Annotated in this window: 28 protein-coding genes; 21 read left to right on the top strand and 7 right to left on the bottom strand. The window is 64.8% G+C overall.

Going from position 1 to position 23,950, the window contains the following annotated elements; all coding sequences use genetic code 11:
• Positions 1 to 66 precede the first annotated feature (66 nt).
• The 3 genes from ACP15I_RS13560 to ACP15I_RS13550 are packed head-to-tail and all read left to right on the top strand — an operon-like array spanning position 67 to position 1,543.
• The gene (locus tag ACP15I_RS13560; protein ID WP_424975509.1) at positions 67 to 648 is read left to right on the top strand and encodes an RNA polymerase sigma factor; all 582 of its coding nucleotides are present in this window, start codon (positions 67 to 69) and stop codon (positions 646 to 648) included.
• The gene (locus ACP15I_RS13555; RefSeq protein WP_424965062.1) at positions 645 to 1,031 is read left to right on the top strand and encodes a hypothetical protein; all 387 of its coding nucleotides are present in this window, start codon (positions 645 to 647) and stop codon (positions 1,029 to 1,031) included. Before ACP15I_RS13560 ends, ACP15I_RS13555 begins: the two co-directional genes overlap by 4 nt.
• Positions 1,031 to 1,543, top strand: a complete 513-nt coding sequence (locus ACP15I_RS13550) for a periplasmic heavy metal sensor (protein WP_424965061.1) — start codon at positions 1,031 to 1,033, stop codon at positions 1,541 to 1,543. Before ACP15I_RS13555 ends, ACP15I_RS13550 begins: the two co-directional genes overlap by 1 nt.
• Positions 1,544 to 1,670: 127 nt before the next feature.
• On the opposite strand, the gene ACP15I_RS13545 is transcribed toward ACP15I_RS13550, so the two are convergent.
• The gene (locus ACP15I_RS13545) at positions 1,671 to 3,059 is read right to left on the bottom strand and encodes a diguanylate cyclase (RefSeq protein ID WP_424975508.1); all 1,389 of its coding nucleotides are present in this window, start codon (positions 3,057 to 3,059) and stop codon (positions 1,671 to 1,673) included.
• Between the two features lie 84 nt (positions 3,060 to 3,143).
• On the opposite strand from ACP15I_RS13545, the gene ACP15I_RS13540 reads away from it, so the two are divergent.
• From ACP15I_RS13540 to ACP15I_RS13515, 6 genes are all read left to right on the top strand, one after another.
• The gene (locus ACP15I_RS13540; RefSeq protein WP_424975507.1) at positions 3,144 to 3,422 is read left to right on the top strand and encodes a DUF3572 domain-containing protein; all 279 of its coding nucleotides are present in this window, start codon (positions 3,144 to 3,146) and stop codon (positions 3,420 to 3,422) included.
• A 371-nt stretch (positions 3,423 to 3,793) separates the two neighbouring features.
• Positions 3,794 to 4,516, top strand: a complete 723-nt coding sequence (locus ACP15I_RS13535; RefSeq protein WP_424975506.1) for an HAD family hydrolase — start codon at positions 3,794 to 3,796, stop codon at positions 4,514 to 4,516.
• Positions 4,517 to 4,635: 119 nt separating this feature from the next.
• A complete protein-coding gene (locus tag ACP15I_RS13530) occupies positions 4,636 to 6,195 on the top strand; it encodes a trimethylamine methyltransferase family protein (RefSeq protein WP_424975505.1) in 1,560 nt (519 codons plus the stop codon).
• A gap of 37 nt (positions 6,196 to 6,232) precedes the next feature.
• Positions 6,233 to 7,951, top strand: coding sequence for a hypothetical protein (locus tag ACP15I_RS13525; RefSeq protein WP_424965056.1), 1,719 nt, complete (start codon positions 6,233 to 6,235; stop codon positions 7,949 to 7,951).
• Positions 7,952 to 8,009: 58 nt separating this feature from the next.
• Positions 8,010 to 8,594, top strand: coding sequence for a heme NO-binding domain-containing protein (locus ACP15I_RS13520; protein ID WP_424965055.1), 585 nt, complete (start codon positions 8,010 to 8,012; stop codon positions 8,592 to 8,594).
• Positions 8,591 to 9,622: a diguanylate cyclase domain-containing protein gene (locus ACP15I_RS13515; RefSeq protein WP_424975504.1), complete on the top strand. Its 1,032-nt coding sequence runs from the start codon at positions 8,591 to 8,593 to the stop codon at positions 9,620 to 9,622. The genes ACP15I_RS13520 and ACP15I_RS13515 overlap by 4 nt, the downstream gene beginning before the upstream one ends.
• 87 nt (positions 9,623 to 9,709) lie before the next feature.
• Here ACP15I_RS13515 and ACP15I_RS13510 read toward each other — a convergent pair whose 3' ends face one another.
• Genes ACP15I_RS13510 through ACP15I_RS13495 form a run of 4 tightly spaced genes read right to left on the bottom strand, consistent with a single transcriptional unit; the run spans position 9,710 to position 12,091 of the window.
• A complete protein-coding gene (locus tag ACP15I_RS13510; protein WP_424965053.1) occupies positions 9,710 to 10,771 on the bottom strand; it encodes a YeeE/YedE family protein in 1,062 nt (353 codons plus the stop codon).
• 56 nt (positions 10,772 to 10,827) lie between these two features.
• Positions 10,828 to 11,175, bottom strand: a complete 348-nt coding sequence (locus ACP15I_RS13505) for an ArsR/SmtB family transcription factor (RefSeq protein WP_424965052.1) — start codon at positions 11,173 to 11,175, stop codon at positions 10,828 to 10,830.
• A 20-nt stretch (positions 11,176 to 11,195) separates the two neighbouring features.
• Positions 11,196 to 11,714 carry a GlcG/HbpS family heme-binding protein gene (locus ACP15I_RS13500; protein ID WP_424975503.1) on the bottom strand — a complete coding sequence of 173 codons (519 nt, stop codon included), beginning with the start codon at positions 11,712 to 11,714 and terminating at the stop codon, positions 11,196 to 11,198.
• The gene (locus ACP15I_RS13495; protein ID WP_424975502.1) at positions 11,711 to 12,091 is read right to left on the bottom strand and encodes a thioredoxin family protein; all 381 of its coding nucleotides are present in this window, start codon (positions 12,089 to 12,091) and stop codon (positions 11,711 to 11,713) included. Before ACP15I_RS13495 ends, ACP15I_RS13500 begins: the two co-directional genes overlap by 4 nt.
• Before the next feature lie 73 nt (positions 12,092 to 12,164).
• On the opposite strand from ACP15I_RS13495, the gene ACP15I_RS13490 reads away from it, so the two are divergent.
• The 12 genes from ACP15I_RS13490 (at position 12,165) to ACP15I_RS13435 (ending at position 22,549) form a co-directional block, all read left to right on the top strand.
• Positions 12,165 to 12,899: a cytochrome c biogenesis CcdA family protein gene (locus ACP15I_RS13490; RefSeq protein WP_424965049.1), complete on the top strand. Its 735-nt coding sequence runs from the start codon at positions 12,165 to 12,167 to the stop codon at positions 12,897 to 12,899.
• Between the two features lie 26 nt (positions 12,900 to 12,925).
• Positions 12,926 to 13,492, top strand: coding sequence for a SoxW family protein (locus ACP15I_RS13485; RefSeq protein WP_424975501.1), 567 nt, complete (start codon positions 12,926 to 12,928; stop codon positions 13,490 to 13,492).
• 117 nt (positions 13,493 to 13,609) lie between these two features.
• Entirely contained in the window at positions 13,610 to 14,092 is a 483-nt protein-coding gene (gene soxX / locus ACP15I_RS13480; protein WP_424965047.1) for a sulfur oxidation c-type cytochrome SoxX, read from the top strand.
• 35 nt (positions 14,093 to 14,127) lie between these two features.
• Positions 14,128 to 14,544 (top strand): thiosulfate oxidation carrier protein SoxY, encoded by a 417-nt coding sequence (gene soxY, locus ACP15I_RS13475; protein ID WP_424975500.1) that lies wholly within the window; start codon positions 14,128 to 14,130, stop codon positions 14,542 to 14,544.
• Between the two features lie 18 nt (positions 14,545 to 14,562).
• Positions 14,563 to 14,892 carry a thiosulfate oxidation carrier complex protein SoxZ gene (gene soxZ, locus ACP15I_RS13470; RefSeq protein ID WP_424965045.1) on the top strand — a complete coding sequence of 110 codons (330 nt, stop codon included), beginning with the start codon at positions 14,563 to 14,565 and terminating at the stop codon, positions 14,890 to 14,892.
• 53 nt (positions 14,893 to 14,945) lie between these two features.
• A complete protein-coding gene (gene soxA, locus ACP15I_RS13465) occupies positions 14,946 to 15,800 on the top strand; it encodes a sulfur oxidation c-type cytochrome SoxA (RefSeq protein WP_424975499.1) in 855 nt (284 codons plus the stop codon).
• Between the two features lie 157 nt (positions 15,801 to 15,957).
• Positions 15,958 to 17,652, top strand: a complete 1,695-nt coding sequence (soxB, locus tag ACP15I_RS13460) for a thiosulfohydrolase SoxB (protein WP_424975498.1) — start codon at positions 15,958 to 15,960, stop codon at positions 17,650 to 17,652.
• Between the two features lie 72 nt (positions 17,653 to 17,724).
• Positions 17,725 to 19,002 carry a sulfite dehydrogenase gene (gene soxC / locus ACP15I_RS13455; RefSeq protein WP_424975497.1) on the top strand — a complete coding sequence of 426 codons (1,278 nt, stop codon included), beginning with the start codon at positions 17,725 to 17,727 and terminating at the stop codon, positions 19,000 to 19,002.
• Entirely contained in the window at positions 18,986 to 20,029 is a 1,044-nt protein-coding gene (locus ACP15I_RS13450) for a c-type cytochrome (protein WP_424975496.1), read from the top strand. The genes soxC and ACP15I_RS13450 overlap by 17 nt, the downstream gene beginning before the upstream one ends.
• A gap of 4 nt (positions 20,030 to 20,033) precedes the next feature.
• The gene (locus ACP15I_RS13445) at positions 20,034 to 20,741 is read left to right on the top strand and encodes a c-type cytochrome (protein WP_424975495.1); all 708 of its coding nucleotides are present in this window, start codon (positions 20,034 to 20,036) and stop codon (positions 20,739 to 20,741) included.
• A 37-nt stretch (positions 20,742 to 20,778) separates the two neighbouring features.
• Complete coding sequence (locus tag ACP15I_RS13440; RefSeq protein ID WP_424965039.1) at positions 20,779 to 22,047, top strand: FCSD flavin-binding domain-containing protein; 1,269 nt, start codon at positions 20,779 to 20,781, stop codon at positions 22,045 to 22,047.
• Between the two features lie 61 nt (positions 22,048 to 22,108).
• Positions 22,109 to 22,549, top strand: coding sequence for a DUF302 domain-containing protein (locus tag ACP15I_RS13435; protein ID WP_424975494.1), 441 nt, complete (start codon positions 22,109 to 22,111; stop codon positions 22,547 to 22,549).
• A gap of 3 nt (positions 22,550 to 22,552) precedes the next feature.
• Here ACP15I_RS13435 and dtd read toward each other — a convergent pair whose 3' ends face one another.
• Complete coding sequence (dtd, locus tag ACP15I_RS13430; RefSeq protein WP_424975493.1) at positions 22,553 to 22,990, bottom strand: D-aminoacyl-tRNA deacylase; 438 nt, start codon at positions 22,988 to 22,990, stop codon at positions 22,553 to 22,555.
• A complete protein-coding gene (locus tag ACP15I_RS13425) occupies positions 22,987 to 23,910 on the bottom strand; it encodes a carbohydrate kinase family protein (RefSeq protein ID WP_424975492.1) in 924 nt (307 codons plus the stop codon). Before ACP15I_RS13425 ends, dtd begins: the two co-directional genes overlap by 4 nt.
• Positions 23,911 to 23,950: the final 40 nt, after the last annotated feature.

Here is a 23,950-nt window from a genome sequence, read left to right as displayed (position 1 = left end):
GACTGGGCAGAGGGGCCAGTGCCGCGCGCACTGGCCCCGACCCGCCGCACGCGCTAGGCACGTTTCATGACCGACCTTTCTCTTTCGGTGACCGCGGTTTCGGACGCGGAGTTGCTGGCGCAATTCGCGGCCGGGGACCCGCGCGCGGCACGGCGGCTGACCGACCGGCTCGCGCCCCGGGTGTTCCGGTTGTGCTACCGGCTGCTCGGCGACCGGGCGGAGGCCGAAGACATAACGCAGGAGGCCATGATGAAGTTGTGGAAGATCGCACCGGAGTGGCGCCTGGATGGTGCTGCGCCCAGCACCTGGCTCTACACCGTGGCGCGCAATGCCTGCATGGACCGGCTGCGCCGCAAACGCTCGGTGCCGCTGGACGAGGCGGGCGAGATGCCAGACCCGGCCCCTTCGGCGGACCGGATCCTCAGCCAGGCGGAACGGGCCGAGGCCCTGCAGGCCGCGCTGGGGGATCTGCCGGTGCGGCAACGCGAGGCGGTGGTCCTGCGCCATCTCGAAGGGTTGTCGAACCCCGAGATCGCCGGGATCATGGAGATCTCCGTGGAGGCGGTGGAAAGCCTGACCTCCCGGGGCAAACGTATGCTGGCAAAGGCCCTGGGCCATCGCCGCGCAGAATTGGGATTTACGGAATGACCCGGAGACGTGACATCGACCCGATCCCCGAGGCTGAGCTGGACGCGCTGCTCTCTGAGGCGCGGGTCGGGCCGCCGATGCTGGACACGGGCTTTCTCGACCGCATCGCCGCCGATGGGCTCGCCGTTCAGGCCGAGGCGGCGTCGGACCAGACCGCGCCGAATGTCGTGCCCTTGCACCGCCCGCAGGCCCAGACCGCGCGCGGAGGAGGCTGGGCTCTGGCCCCTTTGACGGCCCTGGCAGCCTCGCTGGTGCTCGGCATCGGGCTGGGCGCAGGCTTCGCGCCCGAACTGAGTTCGCTGAGCGCGGATCTGCTGAGCGGCGAGACGACGACGGAAACGGTGCTCTGGTCCTTCGATCTGGCGCTGGAGGAGGGGGTCTGATGACCGAAGCTGAGACACAGACCAAGGCTCCGGGCCGCAAGCAGCGCTGGCTGCTCTACGGGTCGCTGGCGCTCAACCTGCTCGTGGTCGGGCTGGTGCTCGGCGCCGTGCTGGGGGGCGGGCCGCGTGGGCCGGGGGGCAAACCGCTCTCGATCGACAGCCCCTTTCCGCTGATCCGGGCGCTGGATGACACACGCCGGGATGTCTTGAAAGAGGCGCTCGATCAGCACCGGGCCGAGACCTCACAGGGCCCCCGCTCCCGCGGGCGTCATACCCGCGCGTTGCTCGACAGCCTGCGCAATGCGCCTTTCGATCCGGCGGAGTTCGAGGCTCTGCTCACGACCCAGGCAGAGGCCATGTCCGCGCGCAATGCCGTGGGCCGGAACGCCCTGATCGGCGCGATTGCCCAGATGAGCGATGCCGAACGCGTCGCCTATGCGGACCGGGTCGAAGAGGTGCTGCGCGAACGCGCGAACCGGCCGCGCCGTGGGGACAAGCCCCCGAAGGACTGACACGCGCCGGATTTGACGAAAGGGGGGCCGGATTCGAAATGGGATCCGGCCCCTGTCGTGTGGCGCGCAAGGGGATGGTGCTGCGCGCTGCTTGGGGTTGCCGCCATCCGGCAGCACCCGGGGGGTCTCACGCGGCGGAGCTGATCGTGCCCACCGATACCTGGTTTCGCCCGTCGGACTTCGCGGCGTAGAGCGCGCGATCCGCCGTTTCGAGCAGGTCCGACACGCTGGCATCGGGGGTCCGGTGCCCGCCAATGGCCAGGCCGATGCTGATCGTGACCGGCACCCGCGTCACCCCGTCGGGCAGGGTGATCTTGGCCTGATCGATGCCCGCGCGCAGCCGTTCTGCGACGCGCTGCGCCTCGTCCAGATCCGTGTCGGGCAGGACCATCAGGAATTCTTCGCCACCGATCCGGGCGATCACGTCCAGCGAGCGCAGCCGGGCCTGAAGCAGTTTTGCCGTATCGGTCAGTACCTTGTCGCCTGCCGCATGGCCGAACTTGTCGTTGATCTGTTTGAAATGGTCGAAATCCAGAAGCAGGACCGCGAAGCTGCGGGTGGACCCTTCGGCCTCGCGCGCGATGGTGGCAAGCTGCCCCAAAGCGAAGCGGCGGTTATAGAGTCCGGTGAGCGGATCGATCACCGCCTGACGCAGCCGGTCGGTCACCTCGTTCCGGCGTCGGTCGCTGGTCCGTTTGTGCTGCAGTTGCGCGCGCAGGCGCAGGGCCATTTCCTGCACCGAGATCGGCGCGATCACCACGTCATCGGCCCCGAGGTCCAGCGCACGGGCGGCCAGTTCCGGATGGCTCTGTTGCAGCATAAAGATCTGCTGGGCATGGCGCGTGGCAGGACGGGAGCGCAGGTCCGTCAGGATCTCCAGCGCGGCTTCGGGCCTGTGGGCATCCGCTTCGATCACGAAGACCGCCGCCTGATCCTTGCTGGCCTCGAGCGCTTGAGCGCGGGTGAAAAACTTCACATCCTCGCGGATCCGGTCGGCGAGACCATGGGCCCAGCGGTGCCCGACGCCGTCCTGCGCCATCAACAGGCCCACGCATTCGGTCTGTGCCTGCTTGAAGGGCATGGGCGCATCGGCGAACCCTGCTGCTGCCTGTGATTGCATCGGCATGCGCAGTTCAGCATTGCGCGAATTGGCCCGCAACAGGCTGCGCACCCGGGCCAGCAGCGTCAGTTCGGTCACCGGTTTGGAGAGAAACTCGTCCGCGCCGCAGGACAGACCCCGCAGCCGCGCTTCGGTATCGTCCAGCGAGGTGATCATGATGATCGGAATATCCGCCGTGCGCGGATCGGCCTTGAGCCGTTCGCAGACCGTGAACCCGTCGAGATCCGGCATCAGCACATCGAGCAGAATCAGATCCGGTGTCTCGGCCCGGGCCATGTCGAGCGCGGCCCGGCCACTATCGGCCTGAATCACATCGTAGCAAGCGGTCGCCAACTTCACCTTCATCACGATCCGGTTCGTTGCAACATCGTCGACCACAAGGATCTTGCCCGACATGAGGACCTCCGCTTTACGTTATGGTGATGTGTGTTAGCGCTCGTATGGTTAACAAAGGGTTTCCAGAGCAGGGGACGAGATCAAATGAAGCAAGAAACAGCCGAGGCGATTGCGCTCCAGGCGCTGGGCTGGATTGCCGGGCAGGACGATCTCATGGGCACCTTTCTGGGCGCAACGGGCGCTGACCTGTCGACCGTGCGGGCGCGGGCCGAAGAGCCGGAATTCCTTGTTTCCGTTCTGGAATTCCTGACCATGGATGACGAGTGGGTGGTCGGGTTCTGCGACGCTGCCGGGGTCGGGTATGACACGCCCATGCGGGCCCGCGCGGCCCTGCCCGGCGGGGCGGAGATGCATTGGACCTGACAAAGCTGTGATCGGAGCCCGAAACATGGTTAACGCCATGGCGCGGTTAACCTTTTCGCAGGCCCCTCCGGTAGGGCGACTCCGACAGGCAGCGCCCAAGACTTGGGCAGAGCGCTTGTTGCACAGTGCAAATTCCGGTAGGTCTGGGTCCAGCGCGATGGAAAGTTGCGGCAAACGGCCGCTTTGAGACCATTTTGTACCCAGCCACCCGGCCAGGCGGGCAAGTTGCGCACGGGACCGCCTCGGGAGCGGCGTGTTCCGGTCATCGGAGAGACGTGTGACCCCAACGGGTTACGGGGGAGCGTCTGTCTACGGATTGGGGCCGGTGGGCGCGGGACGGCGTGGCCATATCGGGATCGAGGGGGCAGACGATGCTGCGCGCAATCGTGTTCGACAAAGACGGAACGCTGTTTGATTTTCACGAAACCTGGAGCGGCTGGGCCGCGACCGCGCTCGACACGCTCGCCAAGGGGGATCGGGCGCTGGTGGCGCAGCTGTCAGACGCCATCGGCTATGATCTGGTGCTGGGGCATTTCCGTTCCGACAGCCCGGCGATCGCGGGGACCAGCGCCGAGATTGCCGTCTTGCTGGCCCCATACCTGCCCGATTGGGAGGAAGAGGCGCTCCTGCTGGAGCTGAACCTTCTGGCCGAGACCGTCACACTGGCCGAGGCGACGCCTCTCAAGCCGCTCATGGCGGAGCTGGGCGCGCGCAACCTCTACCTCGGCGTGGCGACCAATGATTCCGAGGAGGGCGCGCGCCGCCAGCTGGCCGATGCCGGCATCGCCGAGGATGTCGATCTGGTGCTCGGTTATGATAGTGGGTTCGGCGCAAAGCCGGATCCGGGGATGCTGCTGGCGTTTTGTGATCACTTCACCCTGTCGCCGGATGAGGTGCTGATGGTCGGGGACAGCACCCACGACCTGCGCGCGGGACGGGCGGCGGGGATGCAGACCGTCGGCGTGCTCACCGGGGTTGCCGAGACGCCCGAGCTTGCCCCCCATGCGGATCTGATCCTGCAGGATGTCGGGCATCTGCCCGCGTGGCTCGATACCCAGCGCCTGCCCCTGCGCCGCCGCCGCGCCAGCGCCTGACCGCGCGCCGGCCGAGCCGGGCGCGCGACCCAGCAGAAAACGACACTTCGCGTCGCGGATAAGCCCGCCCAAGCCGGAGCGCTGTCCTCCAATGGGGTCATCCCAAGGAGGATCCTGAAGTGACACCAGCAGTCTCTCCGCGGCGGCGTCGCAGTGGCGGCCGGGCCGGCAATACCCGGCGCGCCATCAGCCAGACGATCGCCCAGATGCCGTTCAAGGTGCCGGTCAACACCGACCGCCCCACCGAACCCCTGCGCCCCGAGGGCGTTGCCGCGATCCACGATACGGCGATGCGGATCCTTGAGGAAATCGGGATCGCGTTTCTCAATGCCGAGGCCCGCGCGATCCTGAAACAGGCGGGCTGCCACGTGGCAGGTCAGGTGGTCCGCATGGACCGCGCCTTCGTGATGGAGATGGTGGGAAAGGCCCCGTCCTCTTTCACACTGACCCCGCGCAACCCCGATCACCGCATCACCATCGGCGATGGACATATGGTCTTCGTCAATGTCTCAAGCCCGCCGAATTACTGGGACATGGAGACCGGCAAGACGCCCGGCACGCTGGAGCAATGTCGCAACCTTCTCAAGCTCACCCAGTATTTCAACTGTATCCATGTGGCCGGGGGCTATCCGGTGGAGCCGGTGGATGTGCATGCCTCGGTTCGTCACCTCGACGTGCTCTACGAGAAGCTGACCCTCACGGACAAGGTGCCCCATGCCTACAGCCTCGGGCGCGAGCGGGTCGAAGATGTGATGGAGATGGTGCGCATCGCCTGTGGGCTGACCCCGGCGGAGTTCGCTGCGAGCCCGCGCATGTACACCAATATCAACTCGACCTCGCCGCTCAAGCATGACGAGCCGATGATTGACGGGGCCCTGCGCTGCATCCGCAAGGGGCAGGCCCTGATCGTGACCCCTTTCACGCTTGCGGGGGCCATGGCGCCGGTGACCCTTGCGGGGGCGGTCGCGCAATCCCTCGCCGAGGCGCTCAGCGCGATTGCGCTGGCGCAGTACGTTATGCCGGGTTGCCCCGTGGCCATGGGGACCTTCACCTCGAATGTGGACATGAAATCCGGCGCGCCCGCCTTTGGCACCCCGGAATACATCCGCGCGACCCAGATGACCGGACAGATGGCGCGGTTCTACGGGCTGCCCCTGCGGGCAAGCGGGACCTGCGCGGCGAACATCCCCGACGGGCAGGCCATGTGGGAAACCTCGAACTCCTTGTGGTCGGCGGTGCAGTCGGGCACGAACATGGTCTATCACGCGGCGGGCTGGCTGGAGGGCGGGCTGATCGCGAGCCCCGAGAAATTCATCATGGATTGCGAGCTGCTGCAGCAGATCCAGCGCTATTTCGAACCTGCGCTGACAGCGACCGGATCCGAGGATCTTGCCCTCGATGCGGTGCGCGAGGTGGGCGGGGAGGGCCATTTCTTCGGCATCCAGCACACGCAGGAGCGCTATGAGACCGCCTTTTACCAGCCCTTTCTCAGCGATTGGCGCAACCACGAGGCATGGGAAGCGGGCGGGGCGGTCTGGACCGTGGAACGGGCGCACCGGATCTACAAGGAGATCCTCGCGGAATTCACGCCGCCGCCGCTGGATCCGGCCCGGCGCGACGCACTCACCGACTTTGTTGAGCGGCGAAAGGCCGAAGGCGGGGCCCCCACGGATTTCTGAGCTTTCGGCGGGGCGGTGCGCGCGCTAGGACTGGGCCATGGCGGCACAACATGATCCCACCGGCTTCCGCGCGACGCTCGGTTTGTTCGGTTTGATGACGGGCCTGGCGCTTTGGGGGCTGGGCGAATACGTGATCGACGAGCTGGGCCAGCCCCGGCTCGAACTGGCACTGGCCTCGGCCACACTGGGCTTCTGCTCGGCGGGGCTTTTGCTCTCCGGGCCGCTTTCGGTCCCGCGCGCGCTGGGCTGGGCCGGCCTGATGGCGGTGGTGCCCACGGGGCTGCTCCTCTGGGCGAGCCTGCGCTTTGCCACGCTCGAAGGCTTCGGCGACAGTCCCGCGGCGCTGGTGGCCTATGGCGTCCTGCTGAGCGTGCCGTTGCCGTTTTTCATTGCTGCGACCCGGACAACCCTTTTTCACTACCCGACCCTGTTCAACGAGGCCTGGCGACTGGTGATCCGCGCGATCTCGGCGGTGATCTTCCTCGGTGTGTTCTGGGGCGTCTACATGATCTGCAGCCTGCTTTTGTCGCTGGTGGGGGTAACCCTGCTCGACAGGCTGGTGGATGAAGAGGTCTTCCTGCTGGGCATGTCCGGTCTAGTTGGGGGCGTGGCGCTGGCGGTGCTTTTCGAGCTGCGGAACTACCTGTCGCCGCTCCTGCTGCTGCGTCTTCTGCAGCTTCTGCTGATCCCGGTGACAGCGGTGGTGCTGGTCTTCGTTGTGCGGGTGCCGATTGAGGGGCTGGATCAGGTCTTTTCCGGGCTGAGTGCGGCGGCCACCTTGCTCGCCATGGTCTTTGGGCTGGCCACGCTGATCACCGCCTCGCTGGATTGCGAGCCTGCCGAGACCGGGCCGAGCCCGCTCTATCGCTGGACGTTGCAGATTGCCTGCCTGTTGATGCCGGTCCTTGCGGGGCTGGGCAGCTATGCGGTCTGGCTGCGGGTGGCAGAGTATGGCTGGACGCCGGAGCGGGTGACGGCCGCGTGTTTCTGCGCGCTCGCCCTGACCTATGCGGCGCTCTATTCCCTGCCGGTGCTTCTGCGGCGCAATTGGGATCACGGGATCCGACGCGCGAATATTCAAACCGCCTTGGTGGGGTTGGCGCTGGCTGCGCTGGCCCTGACGCCCGTCCTCAATCCGCAGAGGATATCAACCCAGAGCCAGCTCGCCCTGTTCGAGGCGGGGCAGATCGATACGGCGCAATTGCCGATCCGGGCCATGGCGCGGGACTGGGGGCTGGCGGGGCAATCGGGGCTTGAGAGCCTGCGCGCACAGGCGGATCGCGATCTGCAGATCCTGATCGATGATGCCCTGCGCCGAGAGGTGGCCCGGGTCACCGCGCCCGACGCGCCCGAGGATCGCGTCGCAGCCCTTGCGCAGCTTCTGCCGCTGGCTCCGGAGGATGCGGCCTGGCCCGAAGCGCTTTGGCAGGCACTTCCACCCGAGATTGTGCGCGATTGGCTGGATGCCTGCCGCTTTGCACCCGATAGCTGTGTCGCCGTGATCGGCGAGGTCGAGCCGGATTGGCCCGGACCCGAGGCTCTGGTGATGCTGGTGCGGGGGCAGAACTATGTGATGACCCAGATGGTCGGGTTTGACGAGGCCGGGGCCTTTGCGCAGGGCACAAGTCCCGGCAAGCGCCTGGAGGATCCCCGCGCGCTGATCCGCAGTGTCCGGGAGGGGCAGTTTTCCCTCGCCCCACCCGCCCGCAATGCCTTGACCGTCGGGGGCGAAGTTTTCTTTCCGTCCAGTGATTGACCTTTGGGCAATTCTTAAGGTTTGACGGCCTAGTCTTCTGCGAACAGGAGACTTGCCGATGCACGGATTGATCAACAAGTCGCTCGAGGTTTTTGTGCGTGAAACCTACGGGCCGGAAAAATGGCAGATGATCGCGGGCCAGGCCGATGTGCCGGAAGGGGCCTTTGAGTCGATGCTTACCTACCCGGATGCGGTGACCGATCGGGTGCTCGAAACCGCGATCAAGGTGCTCGACAAGGAACGCGACGGATTTCTCGAAGATCTGGGGACATTTCTCGTCTCACACCCTTCCGTGACGGCCCTGCGCCGATTGCTGCGGTTCAACGGGGCGTCCTTTCGCGAGTTTGTCGACGCGCTGGATGACTTGCACGGCCGTTCGCGCCTCGCCGTGCCCGATCTGGACATGCCCGTGCTCGAGGTCGATCCGGATGGCCGCAACGCCTATAGGGTGCGATGTATCTGGCACCGGGATTACGGGTTGCCCGTTATCCTCGGCGTGCTCCGGGCCATGGCGGATGATTACGGTGTGCTCGCGTTCTTCGAGACCGATGAAGACACCGAGAACCCCGGCATCACCGTGACACTTTTGGACCAGGATTTCTCCGAAGGCCGCGAATTCAGCTTGGGAGCCGTGCCGACATGACGGAAAACACTCGTATTCTCGGGCTTTCTGCCCGCACGCTGGATGCCTTGATGCCGATGCATATCTGGATCGGGCCAAGCGGTCACATCCTGCAATGCGGCTGCACCCTGCAGAAGCTGCTGCCCGAGGATCCGTTCCCGGGGGCGATGTTCTTTGACAAGTTCACCATCGTTCGCCCGCGAAAGGTCAAGGACCTGTCGCAACTGCTCCAGATGAACGGCGCACAGCTGAAAATTGGGCTCGAGAGTCTGCCGAACATGCATCTCAAGGGCACGGTCGTGGCCCTGCCCGGTGGCACGGGGGCCTTTCTGAATCTGTCCTTCGGGATCTCGGTACAGGATGCCGTGCGCCGGTTCGATCTCAGCCTCACGGATTTCGCGGCCTCGGATCTGGCGGTGGAGGTGCTCTACCTGATCGAAGCGAACGCCGCGGCCATGAACGCATCGCGCGATCTGGTGGACCGTTTGCAGGATGCCAAGACCGACGCCGAGAGCCGCGCGCTCACCGATACGCTGACCGGTTTGAACAACCGTCGGGCGATGGACATGACCTTTGGCCAGCTGGTGGCGCATCCGCCTCAGGACGGGTTCGGGCTGATGCTGATCGATCTCGATTACTTCAAATCCGTCAATGATACGCTGGGCCATGCGGCGGGCGATCTTGTCCTGCTCGAGGTGGCCAAGGTGCTGCGTGAGGAAGTTCGCGCAGATGACAAGGTCTTCCGGGTTGGGGGGGATGAGTTTGTCCTCGTCCTTCGGAACTGCAACGACCTCGACCTCATGACCCGGATCGCGGATCGGATCATCGCGCGTCTCGAACAACCGGTGCATTACGAAGGCAAGCCGTGCCGGATCTCCGCGAGCATCGGGATTACGATCTCCGACTACTACGACCCGGTGGAGATCGACAAAATGCTCTCGGATGCGGATGAGGCGACCTATGCCTCCAAGAATGCCGGACGCGCCCAGCACACGGTGTTCAAGCCCGCCAAGCGGCCGGCGCCGGAACCTGCCCGGGATTTGCATTGAGATCTCACCAGGAACGCTCCGGAAGCGGGGCGTTCTGGGTGTTGCGCAAGGCCATGCGCAGCCCGTCGGCTCAGATCGCCTGAGTGTTCAGGGGTTTTGGCTGCGCCCCGGACGCCAGCCCATGATCAGCACCCTCAGGCCGAGGGCCGCTCCTGCTGCCATGGACAGGGTCGCAAGAGGCGCGCTCAGCGTCAGCAGTGCGAAGGCCGACAGTCCCTGGCCCACCGAGCATCCCAGGGCCAGTGTTGCACCGCTTCCCATCAGAACAGCGCCAAGAAGCTGCCGTTTCAACTCACGCGGGTCTTCACAGGCCTCCCATCGAAACTGTTTGAGTTTTAGGCTTCCCACGACACTGCCCAGTACCACCCCGCAGACCGATCCGACCGCGAAGGAGATCGGGCGCACGCTCGACATCATCGCATAGGCCAGCGTTTCGCCAAGCGGGGCAGAGAAGTTATGGGAGCGAACACCGATCACGTCGAAGCTCGTGGACGCCAGATAGGCCGTTCCGGCCCAACCGGACAGGATCGCGAGGCCCACAACAGCGCCCCAGAACCCGGTGCGCCGCACGCGTGTCGAGCTACGCAGGGACACCGCCAGAAGGGCAAGCCCGATCCCACCGCCGATCAACCAAGGGGGGATCGACAGTGCCGCGCCCAGCAACTGGTCCAGCGTGATGGCGTCGTTCACCCGCCAGATCGGCAGCCCAAACAGCCAGAGCCGCACCGGGGCCAGCGGACCGAACAGGGTTGCGTAGGCGGCGATCCCCATCACGACGACCAGAACCAGCGCGCGCAGATCTCCTGTGCCAAGCCTGGCCAGCGCGCCGTAGCCGCAATTGCCAGCCAGCGCCATGCCATAGCCGAACAGCCCGCCGCCAAGGATGATCGCGACCGGGGAAAACCCGTCCCGAACCAGAAACACGTCGGCGGGCACCAGCACGCCGGTCCCGCTGAGCGCGGCGCAGCCCAGAATGCTCAGCCCAAGGGCCACCCCCCACATGCGCAACCGCTCATAGCTGCCGCCGTAAAGCGCGTCCTCGATCGCGCCCAGCGTGCAGAACCGCCCGACACGCGCGGCATATCCAAGGGCAATGCCGCCCAGAAGGCCGATGAGGGTCGCCAGAACAGCGCCCGGGATTGCGTCCATGGTCTCCTCCCAGGCGGCGGGCCGCCCTCCATGGATGTGAACCGGGACCGGCCGCCTCAGGAGGCGGTGTCGGAGTCCCGGCAGAATAGCTCATAGACCAGCTCGATAATGGCGCGAGAGCGCTCATCGGTCAGGCTGTAGAATATGGTCTTTCCGTCGCGGCGTGGGGTCACGAGACCCTCGAGCCGCAATCGCGACAACTGTTGTGATACAGCGGCCTGCCGCGCGGACAGAAGCAGCTCGAGTTCATGGACCGACTTCTCGCCCGAGGCGAGATGGCACAGGATCATCAGGCGCCCCTCATGGCCGATGGCCTTGAGGAAGTTCGCGGCCACCGTGGCATTGGCGAGGATCTTGTCCATTTCCTCGTCGTTGAGATCGTCGGTGACTTGGGGCAGCGCCATGATGTGAGCCTTCGTTTGCGCTAGAATGCGATGTCGTCCGCGATCGCGTCAATGCCTGCCTGCGCACATTCATCGTCGATATCGGGTCCGGGCGCGCCCGAAACACCGATCCCGCCGACGAGCGAGCCGCCGCCTTCTTCGATCATCAGGCCACCGCCGAGGGGCAGGGCCTGGGTGATATGGCGGATGCCTTCGGCCAGCGTGCCGGGCTTCGTGGCCTGATCCAGTTCGGTCGTGCCACTGCGGAAACTCACGGCGGTCCAGGCTTTGCGGGTTGCGGTTTCCCAGACATGGGCACCTGCGAAGCGGTCGCGCAGAAAGACCTGCGGGACGCCGAAGCGATCCACAACGGTGACGCCCACCTGATACCCGCCTGCGCGGCAATACTCGAGCGCGGCAGTGGCCGCTGTCATGGCCAGTTCGGGCTTGAGCACTTTGAACTCCACAAAGGCGCTGTCCTCATCGGCCAGCGCGGACCCGCCCAGCAGGGCCAGGGCGCCAGCCGTCAAAAGGGTTTTCTTACAAAAGGTTCTGATCATTTCGCGGCCTCCTTAAGCGCGTCGGTTTGGGCCGTATCCAGCATCTGCGCCAGCACGGGCCAAAAGAAATCCTGCCCCGGATAGCCTTCGAGCCGGGCCAGCTCGCGCCCGTCCGACACCAGGATAAAGGTCGGGGTGAAGCGCGGGCGCGACACCAGATCGAGGTCCTCGGGCAGGGCACGCAGATCGACCATGCGCAGCGGTGCGCTCCGGCCTTCGGCGGTCTTGGGATAGGCCGGGCCGATCTCGGCATGCCAGGCAGCGCACCAGTGACAGCCGGTCTGTTCGACCATGACAAGTTCAAGGGATTGCGCGCGCAGGGACAGGGGGCTCAGCACAAGGGCGAGCAGGCTCAGAAGGATCGCGAGGCGGGGCATCAGGCTTCCCTGTTGACGCAGTTCATACAAATAACTTAATTTGAATATGTGAATTGATCAAGGAAGCGCGCCCATGTTCGATGTGTCGATCTTCGGGGCCGGGCTTGCGGGTCTGATGTCCTTCCTGTCCCCCTGTATCCTTCCCATCGTGCCATTTTACCTGTCCTACATGGCAGGCGTGGGCATGAACCAGCTCGAGAGTGAGGCCGAGATCACCCCGGCGATCCGCTCCCGCGCGATCCTGTCCTCCATGGCGTTTTCCGCCGGCGTGATCACGATCTTCGTGGCGATGGGGGCAGGGGCGTCGGCGTTGGGACAGGCGGTCGGGGCCTATATGGACGTGCTGCGCTGGGTCGCGGCGGCGGTGATCCTGCTGATGGGGCTGCACTTTCTCGGCGTGATCCGGATCGGGATCCTGTACCGGCAGTTCCGGGTCGAGGGCGGGTCCACCAGCAATATGAGCCTGATCGGAGCCTACCTGATCGGACTGGCCTTCGCCTTTGGCTGGACGCCCTGTGTCGGGCCGGTCTTGGCCGCGATCCTCTTCACCGTGGCCACCGAAGGCGCCGGGGTCGGGCGGGGCATGATGCTGCTGACGGTGTACGGCGTCGGTATGACGCTGCCCTTTGTGCTGGCGGCAGTGTTCATCGGCCCGTTCCTGCGCTGGATGCGCGGATTCCGCCGCCACCTGGGCCGGATCGAGAAGGCGACGGGCGTGCTCTTGGTGGTTTTCGCCGTGCTGATCGGCACGAACAGCATGAATGTCATTGCAAACTGGATGCTGAACTACATGCCCGCGCTGGGCTGAGGCATCCAACGAGGGAGGAGATCGGGATGGGCAAATGGATGGGTATGGTCGCGGCGGCGATGCTGGCCGCGGTGCCGCTTCAGGCGGCGGAAATCGGGGATGACGGCCTGCACAAGGCGGCCTGGATGCACGATACGTTCAAGGACCTGCGCGAGGATCTCGCCGAGGCCGCGGCGGAGGGCAAGCGCCTCGCCATCCTGATCGAACAGCGCGGCTGTATCTATTGCGCGCGCATGCATGAGGATGTCTTCCCCGAGCCCGAGATCGATGCCTTGCTGACCGACCGGTTCTTCGTCGTCCAGATCAACATGTTCGGCGATGTGGAGGTGACGGATTTCGACGGCGAGACATTGGCCGAGAAGGACATCGTGCGCAAATGGAACGCGCTTTTCACGCCGACCCTGATGTTCTTTCCGACCGATGTCGACGAGGGGCAGACCGCGCCACAGGCAGCGGTGGCCACCGTCCCGGGCGCATTCGGCAAGTGGACGACTCTGAACATGCTGACCTGGGTTCTGGAGGAGGGCTATGACGGCGATGAACCCTTCCAGAAGTACCATGCCCGCAAGTTCCAGGAGCAAAACCCGCAGTAATTAGAACGCGTTGCCCATGCTGCAAGAGCAACATATGCAAAAAATTGAATTTTTTGTTGCATACGCGTGTATGCCAAGCGTATGGTCGTCGGCGAGGACAATCTTGGGAGGAAACGCATGAAGTGCTCCGCACTGATTTGCACGTTGGCTGGTCTTGCCTTCGTTACTGGTGCCGCCACGGCTGAGACCATGGCAGACCAGGTTTCATTTACGGAATATGGCGAAATCGAGCAGTCCCTGTCGGGCGCGCCCGGCGACCCTGCTGCGGGCCGTGTCGTGATGTCGACCCGCGGTCTGGGCAATTGCGTGGCCTGCCACGCGGTGACGGACATGGAAGACGTGCCGTTCCACGGCGAGGTTGGCCCCAGCCTCGACGGGGCGGGCGAACGCTGGTCCGAGGCGCAGCTGCGCGGCATCGTGGCCAATGCCAAAATGACGTTCGAGGGCTCCATCATGCCCGCGTTCTACAAGAAAGCGGGCTATATCCGGCCCGGGAATGCCTACACGGGCAAGGCGGCTGCACCCGAGCAGCTCAGCACGCTCCTGACCGCTCAGCAGGTCGAGGATGTCGTGGCCTATCTTTTGACCCTTACGGAGTAATCCTGCGGGATTGCCCCCAGACAAGGAGACTTGCAATGAACTTCACGAGACGTGAAACGCTGGCGGTCGGTGCAGGTGCTGCCCTCGCCGCGGCTCTGCCGGGGGTGGTCTATGCCGCCGGAGAGGCCGAGATCGAAGCCTTCACCGGTGGTGCCTCTGTCGGTGGCGGCGGTGTCACGCTGACCGCGCCCGAGATTGCCGAGAACGGCAACACCGTGCCGATCGAGGTGGACGCGCCGGGCGCGACCGAGATCCTCGTTCTGGCGCTGGGCAATCCGACCCCGCCCGTGGCGCAGTTCAAGTTCGGTGCGCTGGCAGGCGATCAGTCTGCCTCCACCCGTATCCGCCTCGCCGGTACCCAGGACGTGGTCGCGATCGCCAAGATGGCCGATGGCAGCTTCGTGCAGGACAGCAAGACGGTCAAAGTCACCATCGGCGGCTGCGGCGGCTAATCAGAGGAGACGAGGAACATGGCAAAAGGTGTAAAACCCCGCGTAAAAGTCCCCAAGTCGGCCTCGGCGGGTGACGTGATCACGATCAAGACCCTGATCAGCCACAAGATGGAATCCGGGCAGCGCAAGGATAAGGATGGCAACACCATCCCGCGTTCGATCATCAATCGCTTCGTCGCCAGCTTCAACGGCGAGACCGTGATCGATGTCGAGCTGGCGCCCGCGATTTCGACCAACCCGTATTTCGAGTTCGATGCGAAGGTGCCGGAAGCCGGCGAATTCACCTTCACATGGTACGACGATGACGGTTCGGTCTACGAGACCAGCAAGTCGATCGCCATCGGCTGAACGGCCAAGGCGCGACCGTTTCCCCGCGGTCGCGCATGTTTGGGAGGAAACAAATGAAGACACTGTCGCTTAAGGCCGCTCTGAGTATCGCCACCGTAGTGACAAGTCTGGGCGTTGCTGCCTGGGCCAATGAAGACGCCGAATTGGTCGTCAACGAAGAGATCGAGATGGTCGTGCGCACCGCAGCGCCCGAGCATATGGAGAATGTCGATACCATTTATTCCGGCTGGGTGTTCCGCTCGACCGAGACGCAGTCTTTGCAGATGGATGACTTCGACAATCCGGGCATGATCTGGGTCGACCAGGCCGCCGAGGTCTGGGACACGGCGGATGGCTCCGAGGGCAAGTCCTGCGCGAGCTGTCACGAGGCGCCCGAAAACATGGCCGGTGTCCGCGCGGTCTATCCGAAGTGGAACGAGGCCGCCGGTGAGGTCCGCACCATGGAGATGCAGATCAACGATTGCCGCGAGAACCGCATGGGCGCCGAGAAATGGGGCTATGCGAGCGGCGATATGGTCAACATGACCGCTCTGATCTCGTCCGTGTCCCGCGGCATGCCTGTGAATGTGGCGATCGACGGTCCGGCCCAGTCCACCTGGGAAAAGGGCAAGGAGATCTACTACACCCGTTACGGGCAGCTCGAACTGGCTTGCTCTAACTGCCACGAGGACAATTACGGCAACATGATCCGGGCCGACCACCTGTCCCAGGGGCAGATCAACGGCTTCCCGGTCTACCGCCTAAAGAATGCCAAGCTGAACGCCGCGCATTCGCGGTTCCGGGGCTGCGTGCGCGACACCCGCGCCGAGACCTTCCCCGTGGGCTCGCCCGAATTCGTGGCGCTTGAGCTTTACGTCGCCTCGCGCGGCAACGGCCTGACGGTCGAAGGACCGTCTGTCCGCAACTAAGACCAGACGGCGGGCGCGGCTCCGGTCGCGCCTGCCACCCCGACGACTTTCCAAGACTGCGAACCCGGATGCGGGGCGCGGAGGATGCCCTCTGCACCCAATAGGACAGGTTTGCCCGCCGACACGACGACCCGACGCTATTGCAGGAGCTGCAACGATGATTTCCCGCCGCGATTTTCTCCAGGCCACCGTGGCCGCTTCGGCCATTTATGGCGCATCCGGCGTCGGCAACTGGTCCCGTCTGGCCGCGCAGCAGCGCATGAGCCAGGCCGACCTGCTGGATTTCGAGACGACCGGCAATGTCACCCTCGTGCACATCACCGACATCCATGGACAGCTCAAGCCGATCTATTTCCGCGAGCCTGAGATCAATCTCGGCGTCGGCGACAATTCCGGCTTGCCGCCCCATGTGACGGGCGAGGATTTCCGCAAGCTGTTCAACATCCTGCCCGGCACGCCCGAGGCTTATGCCCTGACTTATCCGGACTTCACCGCGCTGGCCAAAACCTATGGCAAGATGGGCGGGCTGGACCGCGTCTCGACCATTCTCAAGGCGATCCGCGCTGACCGCCCTGACGCGCTGCTGCTGGATGGCGGCGACACCTGGCACGGGTCCTACACGGCCCATCGCACGGACGGGCAGGACATGGTGAACATCATGAACGCCCTCAAGCCCGACGCCATGACCAGCCATTGGGAATTCACCTTCGGCATCGACCGGGTCAACGAGATCGTCGAGAACCACCTGAATTTCCCCTTCCTCGGCGCGAATATCTTCGACGCGGAATGGGACGAGCCTGCCTACGAGCCTTACAAGATGTTCGAGCGGGGCGGGGCCAAGATCGCCGTGATCGGTCAGGCCTTCCCCTATATGCCCATCGCCAATCCCGGCTGGATGTTCCCGAACCTGAGCTTCGGTATCCGCGAAGAGCGGATGCGCGAGGTGGTCGCCGAGGTCCGCGATGCGGGCGCGGATGTGGTGGTCGTGCTCAGCCATAACGGCTTTGACGTGGACAAGAAGATGGCCAGCCGGGTCGAGGGGATCGACGTGATCCTCACCGGGCACACCCATGATGCGCTGCCCGAGCCGGTTCAGGTCGGCAAGACCATGCTGATCGCCTCGGGCTCGAACGGCAAGTTTGTCAGCCGTCTGGATCTGGATGTGCGCGATGGCGGGATCCAGGGCTTTGCCTACAAGCTGATCCCGGTCTTCTCGGATGTGATCACGCCAGATGCCGAGATGACCGCGATGATCGATGCCGAGCGCGCGCCCTTCGAGGCCGATCTGCGCGAGGTGCTGGGCAAGACCGACAGCCTTCTGTACCGCCGGGGCAATTTCAACGGCACCTGGGATGACCTGATCTGCAACGCGCTGATCGATGAACGCGAAGCCGATATCGCCTTGAGCCCCGGCTTCCGTTGGGGACCGAGCCTGCTGCCGGGGGATGACATCACGCGCGAGGATCTGTTCAACGCGGTCTCCATGTCGTACCCGAATGCCTATCGCTCTGAGATGACAGGGGAATTCCTCCATGTCATTCTCGAGGACGTGGCCGACAACCTGTTCAATCCGGACCCCTATTACCAGCAGGGCGGCGATATGGTGCGGGTCGGTGGCATGGGCTACCAGATCGACATCACCAAGCCTCAGGGCGAGCGGATCACCAACATGACCCTGCTCAAGACCGGCGAAGCGATCGATCCGGCCAAGACCTATGTGGTCTCGGGCTGGGCCAGCGTGAACGAGGATACCGAAGGCCCCGCAATCTGGGATGTGGTCGAGAGCTACATCAAGCGTAAGGGCACGGTCAGCGTCGATCCGAACGCCTCGGTGAAAGTGATCGGGGCCTGAGATGAGACGGCTTGTCGCTTTACTTATTCACACATTTGAATATGATGACATCAGTGTTTTCGGGAGGACAGCATGAGCAATTCCAAACCCACTGATCCCGGCCGCCGGGGATTTCTGAAAGGCGCCGCCGCCGTCACGGCAGGCGCGGCCAGCGCGGGCGCCGCGCAGGCGGCGGGCGATCCGCTGATCACCGAGGTGCAGCCCTGGGCCCAGGGCCTGGGCGACGGGGTGGATGCCACCCCCTACGGTCTGCCCATCGAGTATGAAGCCGACGTGGTGCGCCGCAATGTCGAATGGCTGACCGCGGATACGATCAGCTCGATCAACTTCACGCCGATCCACGCGCTGGACGGAACGATCACACCCCAGGGCTGCGCGTTCGAGCGGCATCACTCCGGGGCGATCGACCTGCGCAAGGAAGACTACCGGCTGATGATCAACGGTCTTGTCGATACGCCGCTGGTCTTCAGCTATGCCGATCTGGAGCGCTTCCCCCGCGAGAACCGCGTGTATTTCTGCGAATGCGCCGCCAATTCCGGAATGGAATGGGCCGGGGCGCAGCTCAACGGGGCGCAATTCACCCATGGCATGATCCACAACATGGAATACTCCGGTGTCTCGCTCCGCACGCTACTCGAAGAGGCGGGGCTGGACGCAGCCGGGGACCTTTCGGACAAGTGGGTCTATGTGGAAGGGGCCGATGCCTCGTCGAACGGGCGCTCGATCCCCATGGACAAGGCGCTGGACGATGTGCTCGTCGCCTTCAAGGCCAATGGCGAGGCCCTGCGCAAGGAGCATGGCTATCCCGTGCGCCTCGTCGTGCCGGGCTGGGAAGGCAATATGTGGGTCAAGTGGCTGCGCCGCGTGGAGGTCATGGATGGCCCGGTGGAGAGCCGCGAAGAGACCTCGAAATACACGGATGTGCTGGAAAACGGCATCGCGCGGAAATGGACATGGGAGATGGACGCGAAATCCGTCGTCACCTCGCCCAGCCCGCAAGCGCCGATCACCCATGGTCATGGCCCGCTGGTGATCACCGGTCTGGCCTGGTCCGGGCGCGGGCATATCACCCGCGTGGATGTCAGCCTCGATGGCGGCAAGAACTGGCAGGAGGCCCGCCTCGGCGCGCCCGGCACCGACAAGGCGCTGACCCGGTTCTATCTCGATCACGACTGGCAGGGCGAAGAGATGCTGTTGCAGGCCCGCGCCCATGACAGCACCGGCTATGTCCAGCCGACCAAGACCCAGCTGCGCGAGGTGCGCGGTTTAAACTCGATCTACCACAACAATGCGATCCAGACATGGTGGGTGCGCGCCAATGGGGAGGCGGAAAATGTTGAAGTTTCCTAAAGGGTTGATCCTGGCCGCATTGGCGAGCAGCGCATTGGCGGGTCCCAGCCTGGCCGACGGGTTCGGCCTGGGCCGCCCGGCCACCGAGGCAGAGATTGCCGCCTGGGATATCGATGTGCGCCCCGATGGCAGGGGCCTGCCTGCGGGTTCTGGCTCGGTTGAGGATGGCGAATGGCTGTTCTCGGAGAACTGCGCGGTTTGCCATGGCGAGTTTGCCGAGGGCGCGGGCAATTGGCCCAAGCTGGCTGGTGGTGACGGGACCTTGGCCGACGAGGATCCGCTGAAGACGGTGGGGTCCTATTGGCCGCATCTGTCCACGGCCTGGGACTATGTGAACCGGTCCATGCCGTTCGGCAACGCCCAGTCGCTGGAAGTGGACGAAGTCTATGCGATCGTCGCCTATATCCTCTATTCGAACTTCCTCGTAGAGGATGATTTCGTGCTCTCGAACGAAAACTTCCTCGAGGTCGAGATGACCAATACGGACGGGTTCATCCTCGATGACCGGGCCGAGACCGAGTATCCGATCTTTGCCGGCGAGCCCTGCATGGCGGATTGCAAGGACAGCGTCGAGATCACCATGCGAGCCCGTGTTCTGGACGTCACCCCCGAGGATGAGAGCGCCTCTGCGGCCCCCGCCACGGCCGAGGCCGAGCCCGAGGTCGTGCAAGTCGCGGCCCCCGCAGCGCCGCCCGAGCCCGAGCTTGATCCGGAACTGGTCGCCGCTGGCGAGAAGGTCTTCAAGAAGTGCAAGGCCTGCCATCAGGTGGGCGAGAGCGCCAAGAACCGCACCGGCCCGCTGTTGAACGGGATCGTCGGCGCCCCCGCTGGCGCAGTCGAGGGGTTCCGCTATTCCAAGGCGCTGGCCGAGCGCGCGGGCGAAGGGCTCGTCTGGGATGCGGGCAATCTCAAGGCCTTCCTCGCCAAGCCCAAGGAGTTCCTGCCACGCACCAAGATGTCCTTCCCGGGCCTGCGCAAGGATGAGGATCTCGCGGCGATTGTCGCCTATCTCGAGGCGCAGGAGTGATCGGATGCAGGGGAAGCTGACACCCCTGCTCTGGGCGGCGGCTCTGGTCGGATGGGCCAGTGCCGCTGCTGCGGATTCCATCGGGGACCCGGAGCGCGGGGCGCGGATCTTCAAGCAATGCACCGGGTGCCACCAGATCGGGCCCGAGGCGTTGAACCGGATCGGGCCCCATCTGAACGAGATTTTCGGACGGGACGCGGCGGCGCTGGACGGGTTTCCCTATTCCAAATCCATGGTCCGCGCGGGCAATGACGGGCTGGTCTGGGATCTGCGCACGCTGGATGCCTATCTGGCCAATCCGCGCGCGCTGGTCTCGGGCACGCGGATGAGCTTTCGCGGGCTCAAGGACCCGCAGGATCGCGCCGATGTGCTGGCCTATATGCGCGACTTCACCGCCAGCCCCGCCAATATCCCCGAGGCCGAGCCCACGGCCACGGCCTCGGTCCCGGATCTGCCGCCGGATATCCTCGCGCTGCAGGGGGATGCGGAATATGGCGCGTATCTCGCGTCGGAATGCACGGCCTGTCACCAGATTGATGGGTCGGATCAGGGCATTCCGTCTATTGCCTATTGGCCGAAAGAGGATTTTGTGCTCGCATTGCACGCATACAAGACCAAGCTGCGACCGCATCCGGTGATGCAGATGATCGCGGGGCGTCTCAGTGACGAAGAGATTGCCGCGCTCGCAGCGTTTTTCGAGAATCCCGGTTGATCCGACCGGGGCTCAGGTTGATCGGGGAGGAGAGACCATGACGACCATTTCAAGACGGAACTTCATTGCGACCGGTGCGGCGGTGTCCGCGAGCCTCGCGGCGCCCATGGTGCGCGCGCAGGGCAAGCCACGGGTGGTCGTGGTGGGCGGCGGGGCCGGTGGGGCGACCGCGGCGCGCTATATCGCCAAGGACAGCAAGGGTGCGATTGACGTCACCCTCGTGGAGCCGACGCGCACCTATTACACCTGCTTTTTCTCGAACCTCTATCTCGGCGGGTTCCAGGATTATGACGATCTCGGCCATTCCTATGGCACGCTGGCGTCGGATTACGGGATCAACGTGGTCCATGACTGGGCCGTGGGCGTGGATCGCGACGCCAAGATGGTGGCGTTGGCCGGGGGCGCGATGCTGCCCTATGACCGGCTGATCCTGAGCCCCGGGATCGATTTCAAGGACGGCTCCGTGCCGGGGTGGGACCTCAGCGCGCAGGATGTCATGCCCCACGCCTATAAGGGCGGGACCCAGGCGCAACTGCTCAAGGCGCAGATCATGGCGATGCCCGAGGGCGGGACCTATTGCATGGTCGCACCGCCCAACCCCTATCGCTGCCCGCCTGGCCCCTATGAGCGGATCTCGATGGTCGCCCATACGCTCAGCCAGGTGAACCCGACGGCCAAGATCCTGATCGTGGATCCGAAGGAGAAGTTCTCGAAGCAGGGCCTCTTCGAGGAAGGCTGGCAAAACCACTATGCGGGCATGATCGACCGGATCGGCCCGGATTTCGGCGGCGACAGTGTCGAAGTGCGCCCGGATGCGATGGAAGTCGTGATCGACGGCGAGGTCGAGAAGGTCGATGTCTGCAACGTGATCCCGGGCCAGAAAGCCGGGCGCATCGCCGATATGGCCAGCCTCACCAACGAGGCGGGCTGGGCGCCCGTCGTGCCGGCCACCATGCAGAGCAAGGAGGACGAGAATATCCACGTCCTCGGCGATGCGAGCCAGCAGGGCGACATGCCGAAATCGGGCTATTCCGCCAACAGCCAGGCCAAGGTGGCCGCCATGGCCGTGCGCGGTGCGCTGACCGACAGCCGCGTCTTCCCGGCGAAATTCTCGAACACTTGCTGGTCGCTCATCGCGACCGAAGATGGTGTGAAGGTCGGGGCCTCCTACGAGGCCACGGAAGAGAAGATCGCCAAGACCACCGGGTTCATCTCGAATACCGGCGAGGATGCCGCCCTGCGCAAGGCCACCTACGAGGAAAGCCTCGGCTGGTACGCGGGCATCACGACCGATATGTTCGGCTGATCCACAGCGCGGCGGGCCGGATCAGGTCCGCCGCGCGTCATTTGCTGAGAAAGGTGGTCCCATGACCGCGCTCCGCCCCTTGATTTTCGCGGTGTCGCTTGCGGCTGCGACGGCTGCGCAGGCCGGGGATGACATCCTCACCTATCCCACCGATGGCGACTATGAAGACGCGCTCTTCGGGGTCGAGAGCGCGATCCTCGATCGGGGGCTGGTGATCGATTATGTGAGCCATGTGGGCGAGATGCTGGCCCGTACCGGCGCGGATGTGGGCAGCGATGTGGTGCTTTTTGATCAGGCGCAGGTGTTTCTGTTCTGCTCGGCGCGGCTGTCGCGTGAGGTCATGGAGGCGGATCCGATGAATATCGGCCATTGCCCTTACGGCGTCTTCGTGGCGGATCGTGACGGCACGGTGGTGATCGGCCATCGCAGCTATCCCGACGGGCCGATGCAGGCGGTGCAGACCCTTCTGTCCGAGATCGCGGAGGAGGCGGCGGCTTTCTAGCCCCTAGCCCTCCATCCAGATCGTGACCGGCCCGTCATTGATCAGGGCCACTTTCATATCCGCGCCAAATTGCCCGGTCTCGACCGCCACGCCACTGTCGCGCAGGGCTTCGGCAAAGGCGAGATAGAGCGCTTCGCCCTGTTCGGGGGCGGCGGCCCCGGAAAAGCCCGGGCGGTTCCCGCGCGAGGTATCGGCGGCCAGGGTGAACTGGCTCACGACCAGCGCGCTGCCGCCCGTGTCGCGAACCGAACGGTTCATCCGCCCGCCCTCATCGCGAAAGATCCGCAGCTTTGAGATCTTGGTCGCCAGCGCCGCGACGGTCTCGGGCGTGTCCTCGGGCATCCCGCAGACTAGGATCAACAGGCCCGGACCGCTTGTCCCGATTACCGCGCCATCGACCGTGACCGAGGCCTCAGAGACCCGCTGGATCAGGGCCTTCATGGAAGCTCATCGCGCCAGGGCGGGTTTGCCCCCGCGCGGCTGACGGTGATCGCAGCGGCCCGCGCGCCGAGGCTCAGCGCCGCGGACAGGGTGTCTTCGGAGAGGCTGGCAAGCCCCTCGGGCGACAGCGCCCCGGCCTCGGAGAGCCCGGCGAGAAAGCCCGCGTTGAACGTATCGCCCGCGCCCACCGTGTCCACGACCGAGACCGCTTGGGCCGCGACACGGGTCACGCCGCTCGCGCGGTGGGCCTCGACGCCCTCGGCACCGCGGGTGACGCAGATGATCGACGGGCCACGCGCGCGCAGGGCGGTGGCGCTCTCGTCCAGGGGGCCTTCGCCCACGATCCAGGCGAGATCCTCATCCGAAACCTTGACGATATCGGCCACGGCCAGCATCCGGTCGAGCCGCGCGCGGAAGGCGGCCTCATCCTGAATGAAGCCCGGACGGATATTCGGGTCGAGCATCACCACGCGGCCTTCGGCGGCCTTGAGGCAGAGCGCCTCATAGGCTGCGGCGCAGGGCTCCACCGCGAGGCTGATTCCGCCGAAAAACAGGGTGCCGACCTCGGGGCCCGGATCGGGCATGTCTGCGGGTTCCAGCAGGCGCCCGGCCGTGTTCTCGTCGTAAAAGGCGTATTTCGCGTGCCCGTCGGTCAGGGTGACAAAGGCCAGTGTCGTCGGGCGGTCCGACATGATCGCCAGCTGACTGTCTACATCCGAGGCCGCCAGCGCATTGGACAGCACCTCGCCAAAGAGATCCCGGGACAACCCCGTGACCAGCCCCACATCCGCGCTGAGCCGCCCGAGGGCGATGGCCGTGTTGAACACCGAGCCGCCCGCCACCGGGGCAAAGGCCGCGGCCCCGTCTCCGGTTTCCCGCGGCAGCATGTCGATCAGGGCCTCGCCCGCGCATAGGATCATCTCGGTCCTCCTCCGTCTTCGCGCCGGACACTACGCAGTT

The organism is Dinoroseobacter sp. S124A (assembly GCF_049801015.1).
Classification (GTDB): domain Bacteria; phylum Pseudomonadota; class Alphaproteobacteria; order Rhodobacterales; family Rhodobacteraceae; genus Dinoroseobacter.
The sequence above is the reverse complement of the archived record's forward strand: the minus strand, read 5'-3'. Positions and strand labels throughout refer to the sequence as shown.